Source organism: Syntrophomonas sp. UBA1041 (assembly GCF_002316705.1).
In the GTDB taxonomy this organism is placed as follows: Bacteria; Bacillota; Syntrophomonadia; order Syntrophomonadales; family Syntrophomonadaceae; genus DTU019.
Genome location: NZ_DCEA01000062.1, coordinates 7,604 through 13,941 on the forward strand (window position 1 = coordinate 7,604; position 6,338 = coordinate 13,941).

Consider the following 6,338-nt stretch of genomic DNA (forward strand, 5'->3'; position numbering starts at 1 on the left):
GTATTGACCAACTCTCAACAGATACATATTTGTTATTGCCATACCCCGGTGCGCTATGCCTGGGATTTGACCCATCACTACCTGAAGGAAAACCGGCTGCAAAAAGGCTTTAAATCCACCCTGGCCAGGGCTGTTCTGCATTATATCCGCCTCTGGGATGGCTGCGCTTCTTCCCGGGTGGATTACTTTGTAGCCAACTCCCGCTATACCGCGGCCCGGATATGGCGGTCTTACCGGCGTAAGGCCGAGGTTATCTATCCTCCAGTGAATACAGAACAGTTTGCCGTATCAAAGCGCAAAGCTGAGTATTTCTTATTTGTCTCCCGTCTGGTAAGGTATAAACGCGCCGATCTGGTCGTGGCTGCCTTTACCCAATTGGGACTGCCTCTGGTGGTAGTGGGAGACGGCCCGGAAAAGGAGCACTGCCAGGCCCTGGCCGGTAAGAATATAGAATTTGTAGGTTATCGCAATAATGAGGAGCTTTCTTCCTTAATGGCCGGGGCCCGGGCTCTGGTATTCGCCGCCCACGAGGACTTCGGTATTGTGCCGGTGGAGGCCCAGGCCGGCGGTACACCGGTAATCGCCTTCGGGCAGGGGGGAGCTACCGAAACGGTTATTCCGGCTGATGGCCATAATTGGCATGAGGCTACCGGGGTCTTCTTTCAGGAACAGGAGATAGCGTCTCTGGTTAAGGCGGTGGTTGCTTTCTTGAATTGGGAAGGCCGTTTTGATGCTGAAGTTATTCGTCTAAATGCCCGGCGCTTTAATCAGGAACGCTTCAAGCAGGAAATACAGGACTGTGTCAAGTCCAAATATGAAAATTACCTGAGCCGGCGGCGGGATAAGCAATCCTAACCATCTTAACTGTCAGATGGACTAAAGACCCCCTCAGTCAATGCCCGGAGGGAAATAAATATTCCGGCCTTAAGAAGGATATGCAATGAAGACAGATCTGCATCAGGGTAAGCTCCAAGGCAGTTTATTCAATGCCATGCTCATATCCAGCGGATTGGCCTTGAGCAAAATACTGGGTTTTATACGTGAGACCGTAATTGCCGCATTTTTCGGGGCCTCTTATCTGGTCGATGCTTTCCTGGTAGCAGAGATGGTGCCACAGCTGCTGTTTTCGGCGATTGGATCCAGCCTCACCACCTCGGTGATCCCCCTGGTTACCGAATACAAGGAGAGGAAGGGGTTTGACTCGGTACTGGCCCTATTGAACTCTATCACCACCATCATGCTGGGCATCTGTGTGGTCTTGATAGGGTTGGGCTGGGTTTTCGCAGAAATCATCGTGCAGCTGGTCGCCCCGGGGTTCAGCGGAGCAGCCTATGATTTGGCCGTGAAACTGACCTATGTGATGTTTCCCTTGATTATCTTTCTGGGTCTTAGCGGCCTGGGATCCGGTATTTTGCAGAGTCAAAAGCGTTTTTTCTATCCCGCTTTTATTGGCATACCATATAATATCGTGATCATAACCTGTTTGATTCTCAGCGCCAGGCAATGGGGAATTGCTGGACTGGCGGCGGGCACGGTTCTGGCAGTGGCTGCGCAATGGCTGTTTCAGATACCTGAGTTGCGGCGTTGCGGATTTAACTTCAGCCCCCGGGTAGAATGGAAACATTCCGGCTTGAAACAGATGCTCAAACTGATAATTCCTGTTACCGTGAGCACCGGGGTCGGACAGATTAATCTACTGGTGAATCGCATGCTGGCCTCCGGCCTTTTAGAGGGTAGTATTGCGGCGTTGAACTATGCCAACAAACTCAATATCCTGGCCCACGGGGTGATCGGGTTTGCGGTGGCCCGGGCCATATATCCGGAAATGTCCGAAGCCGCTGTTATCGCTGACCATGATAAGTTTCAGAAGTCTTTATACCGATCCATCAACAGCCTCTTGCTGGTATTGCTGCCCTGTGCGGCGGGGATGATGATCTTAAGGGAACCGCTGGTCAGACTGGTATACCAGCGCGGCGCCTTTGACGACCAGGCGGCAGGACTGACCACGGCCGCCCTGCTTTTTTATGCCCTGGGGATGCCGTTCACGTCGGTACGTGAAATCGTCTTGCAGGCCTTTTATGCCCTTCAGGACACATTGACCCCAATGAAGATCAGTATGGCTACTGTGGCCTTAAATGTAGTGCTGAACCTGGTCCTGGTTAAATACCTGGCTCACGGGGGGCTGGCTCTGGGGAGCTCGATTGCCACCATAGCCGGGTTTTTAATATTGCTGTGGCAGTTGCGCAAAAAACTGGGCAGGATTAAGGCGTCCTTCATGCTCATCAGCGGCTTGAAGATAGGCCTGGCGGCCTTATTGATGAGCGGGGTGGTATATTGTGAACTGAACTGGTTAAAACCCCTTCTGGACAGGGGCCCCGTGTCCTCTCTGCTCTTATTGATAACCTGTGCAGTAACCGGCCTAGTAGTTTACGGGGTGTTCATAAAGGCGCTGCGGGTGGAGGAATTCGATATATTCCATGCCAGCCTGCGGCGGTGGTTTAACAAAGAATAGCCGGTTTAAAAAATAATGGACTGCACTTAGGCAGCCCAGTTTATGTTTTGTCAATAAGCTTCTGAAAAAGCCGGCGGTAATATGGTTTAAATTCCCACCACGGGAGTTTCGTAAACCGGCTCTCCTGATTCGGTAATCTAGACCCGGAGTTAATTTTTAGAAAGATTTCCTGCGGTAATATCCCGCAAATCGTCATGTACTATTAAGTTTGGAGTCTCATAATTCTGTTTGCTCATGTTATGCCTCCTCATCAGCGCTAGTTGCTTACGTTTCCCGCAGTGACACCAGCCAAATCTTCATACACTAACACTTCCGGAATTTCATAGCTCTGCTTCTGCATTTCTTCACCTCTGAATGCTTGGTAGTTTGTAATTACAAATTATAGTTCTTGACGCCGCCTGACTCGGATGAACATTCCTATACACGGGAATGCCTGTTTCAGTTAAGCCTCCACTCAAACCTTCGCCTACAATACGTCCATGTTATTATGTATAAGCATATGATATAATTTTTGCAGTTTATTGTAAATTTAATTTTCTGACAAATTTACAGGGGAAAAAGGAGGCCGGCCGGTGGAGGTACTGATAAGAAACCAGGATGTGATCTGGCGTGAGGTTGATGGAGAAACAGTTTTGCTTAACCCCGTAACCGGTAGGTATTTTGGCTTAAACAAGGTGGCTTGTTCCTTTTGGAATAAAGTAGACGGAATAGCTACGGTTGATGAAATAATAGAGCAGATGCTTGATGAATATGAGGTGGAGCGGGAAGTCTTATCAAGGGACATCCGGGAATTAATTACAACATTAGCCCAGTTTGAGTTACTATTGTAAATTACACCGTAAGTTTTATCATTTAGAGGGCATAGTTGTGTGGCAATATAAAGGTTATGATCTTCCCCGGGATTTGTCATTATTAGCCTGGATAGGCGGCCTGACTCTATATTATGATTGTTTGGTACGATATCGCCCCATGCCCGGGATTCTGGAGAAAATTCGCTCCCATAAGCCGGCGCGGCTCGAACCGCATCGTGGGCGGCCTACTATGGCGCAGCTTAAGACTATGGACAAGATTTATCGGGGCGCTACCTTCTGGCTGACTCGCATCGGCAGAAGTTCGCGGCCTTGTTTGCGGCGCAGCCTGGTTTTGTATCACTGGTCTGCTGCTCAAGGGCTTAGCGCCAGGGTGGTGGTAGGGGTCAAAAGAGACGGCCCGGATCTGCAGGGCCATAGCTGGCTCATGCTGGATGAAGAACCTTATCATGAAGAACCGGAATCATTAGCCCGGTATACCATTTTTTTAGAAGGGTAAGCGGATGATACAACAGGATTTACAGGTAAAATGGTACGACCTTTCAGGCTATACCATTTGTATTAAATGTAATCAGGGCCAGTGGTTAGACCGGTTCAGCCGTTTTTTAAATATACCCGAAGGCAGGGCTGGCGCCCCCCACCTTTCGCTGGATTTACAGGTTGTCGAGGCCGAACAGGTTGACCGCCTTATGCCCCTGCCTGAAGCAGGATTAAAGATTCCGGATTTTACATTGCTGCTCAACCGTCCCATAATGATGCACACTTATCAGGGGGAAAGTGAGCAATGGAGTGATTATGAAGGCTACGCCCGCACCAATGTGGACTATGCCCATGGAACCGCCACAGTCCTGCTCCTCCGCAATAATGATATTAAGCCTTTGTATACCGATATGCTCTTTACCTACAATTTGATAAACCAGCTCATGGGGAAGTACGATTATTTTGCTGTACATGCCTCCTGTGTGCAGTTTAACGGCGCAGGCATTATACTGAGCGGCAACAGCGGACGCGGTAAATCAACAGCTGTTTTTGCCCTCTTGCAGCATGGCTTTAAGGTCTTATCCGATGAACGTATTTTGCTCTATAGCGCCGATGAAGGCTATAGAGGCTGCAGCATATCCGATGTTATTAAGGTCCGGGAAGCCGCCCGGCAGCTTTTTTTCCCGGCTTTGGTGCCGGAGCAGGCTTATGATTCCATCGATGATGAGCATTATTATAAATGCGACATGATAACCCCGGGTAAATGGTTGGCAGATAGCGGGATAAATTACTTCCTGGTCATCAATCAATCAGGAACCCCGCAGAGCCGCTTAATCAAAATCAATCCTATCCGGGCGGTGGGAGAATTTTTCCCGGTGACCATGAAAGCCTATGATTTTAAAGAGGCAGCTACCAAGAAATTTAACTTTCTCATGGATTTTCTTTCATCCGTCCCCTGTTATCAACTCGACTTTGGCACCGATATGAGCAGATTTGCGGCTTTGCTTCAATCTTTGACAGAGGGTCGGCCATGATGAGAAAAATCCTCGGCTTGATCAGGAAAAAAATGGCGCCGCAGGTGTTGAAGCAAAAAAAGGTCAGCGGAAGTGCTGCCGCCCGGACGGCTTTTCTAAAGGGAAGGACGCCCACGGTGTTGAGCATTTCGAATCCAAACCATCCCTGGACAACAGCTGAACCGGCCTGGCACGAGCTGTGGGCGGATTGGTTTAAAGGGCGGAGCATCCTGGTAAAAATTAATCTCAACACCGCTGACCCTTACCCGGCCTCTACCTGCCCCAGCTTTTTACGGGACTTCCTGGCTTTTCTGCGTGGAAATGGAGCAGGTGAAATCCTGGTCGGGGATTGTTCGTCTTTAAGCAGCCTGCCCACCCGCAGAGTTGCCCGCCGTATCGGCCTGGACGGTGCTGTCGACGGGCTGGCCCGCCTGGTCTTTTTCGATGAAATGGAATGGGTTGAAGTGTCCGTGTCCGGGCAGTATCTCAGCAGTGTTACGGTTCCCGCCCTGTTGTACCAGGTCGACCGGGTCATAAACCTGACCAACCTTAAAACTCACTTCCTGGCAGATTATAGCCTGGCCTTGAAAGCTCCGGTTGGATATATGCATCCCCTGGAGAGAATCACCATGCATCAGGCCAACCTGCAGCAGAAAATCGTGGAGTTGAATCTGGCTGTAATGGCTGACCTCAGCGTTATTGACGGCAGAATCGCCATGATCAGCGGAGGCCCGGTCAGGGGCTCCACTTTTCCCGCCGGCCTGATTCTTATCGGCGATCATCCCGCTGCAGTGGATTTTCAAGCCTACCGGGAATTGTTTCGGATTAAACAACAACAGCATTGTGTGGAGCATTTTAACGAGAATCCCCTGGAAATGCCGCAGCTGCGGCACGCCGCCCGGATATGGCCGGCGGATGAGTGGCGGCATTATCAACTGCTGCACTATCAGGAGCCTTCAGGATGAAAATTCTGCTTATCTATCCCCGCGCCAGCTTTAAAACGCTGCCGTCCTCGAGCTGGATGCCTTTAAGCCTGCCCTACCTGGCGGGTCCGCTGAAACAGGCGGGACATGAGGTTAGAATCATGGATCGCTATGCCGATCAGTGCCGGCTGGGCAGCGACAAAGCTTTGCTTGATAAGGCTCTGCTGCAAACCGTCACCGAGTTTAAACCTGACTTGATCGGCTTGAATACCATTTCCCCCCTGGTTTTCGACCTGGTTGAAACAGCAGTCTTGATACGCCGGGTCTTCACAGGTCCATTGCTGGCTGGAGGACATCATGCAACCGCCCTTCCCGAAGCCACACTGAAGAAGATCCCCGAATTGGATGCGGTGATAACGGGTGAGGGGGAATACTCCCTGCTGCATTTTGCTGAAGGGGCGGAACCTCAGGAAATTCCGGGATTATGGTGGCGTGAGAATGGCCGGATCACAGGCAGCCCTGCCGCGCAGATCGCTGACCTGGATAAGCTGCCTTTTCCTGATTTTTCTGTCCTGGATCTATCGTATTATATGAAGCGGGG

The 6,338-nt window shown here is 50.4% G+C and carries 7 protein-coding genes; all 7 read left to right on the top strand.

What is annotated here, in order from left to right; genetic code table 11:
* On the top strand, positions 1 to 855 hold an 855-nt coding region (locus tag B2633_RS08815), incomplete at its 5' end, for a glycosyltransferase (protein ID WP_483170232.1).
* Between the two features lie 85 nt (positions 856 to 940).
* The gene (gene murJ, locus B2633_RS08820) at positions 941 to 2,512 is read left to right on the top strand and encodes a murein biosynthesis integral membrane protein MurJ (protein WP_483170234.1); all 1,572 of its coding nucleotides are present in this window, start codon (positions 941 to 943) and stop codon (positions 2,510 to 2,512) included.
* A gap of 572 nt (positions 2,513 to 3,084) precedes the next feature.
* Positions 3,085 to 3,342 (top strand): PqqD family protein, encoded by a 258-nt coding sequence (locus B2633_RS08825; protein ID WP_481042231.1) that lies wholly within the window; start codon positions 3,085 to 3,087, stop codon positions 3,340 to 3,342.
* 37 nt (positions 3,343 to 3,379) lie between these two features.
* The gene (locus tag B2633_RS08830; protein ID WP_483170235.1) at positions 3,380 to 3,820 is read left to right on the top strand and encodes a lasso peptide biosynthesis B2 protein; all 441 of its coding nucleotides are present in this window, start codon (positions 3,380 to 3,382) and stop codon (positions 3,818 to 3,820) included.
* Positions 3,821 to 3,824: 4 nt separating this feature from the next.
* Positions 3,825 to 4,835 carry a hypothetical protein gene (locus B2633_RS08835; RefSeq protein WP_483170237.1) on the top strand — a complete coding sequence of 337 codons (1,011 nt, stop codon included), beginning with the start codon at positions 3,825 to 3,827 and terminating at the stop codon, positions 4,833 to 4,835.
* A complete protein-coding gene (locus B2633_RS08840; RefSeq protein WP_483170238.1) occupies positions 4,832 to 5,779 on the top strand; it encodes a DUF362 domain-containing protein in 948 nt (315 codons plus the stop codon). Before B2633_RS08835 ends, B2633_RS08840 begins: the two co-directional genes overlap by 4 nt.
* A partial coding sequence (locus B2633_RS08845; RefSeq protein ID WP_483170240.1) for a B12-binding domain-containing radical SAM protein occupies positions 5,776 to 6,338 on the top strand: 563 nt, incomplete at its 3' end. The genes B2633_RS08840 and B2633_RS08845, both read left to right, overlap by 4 nt.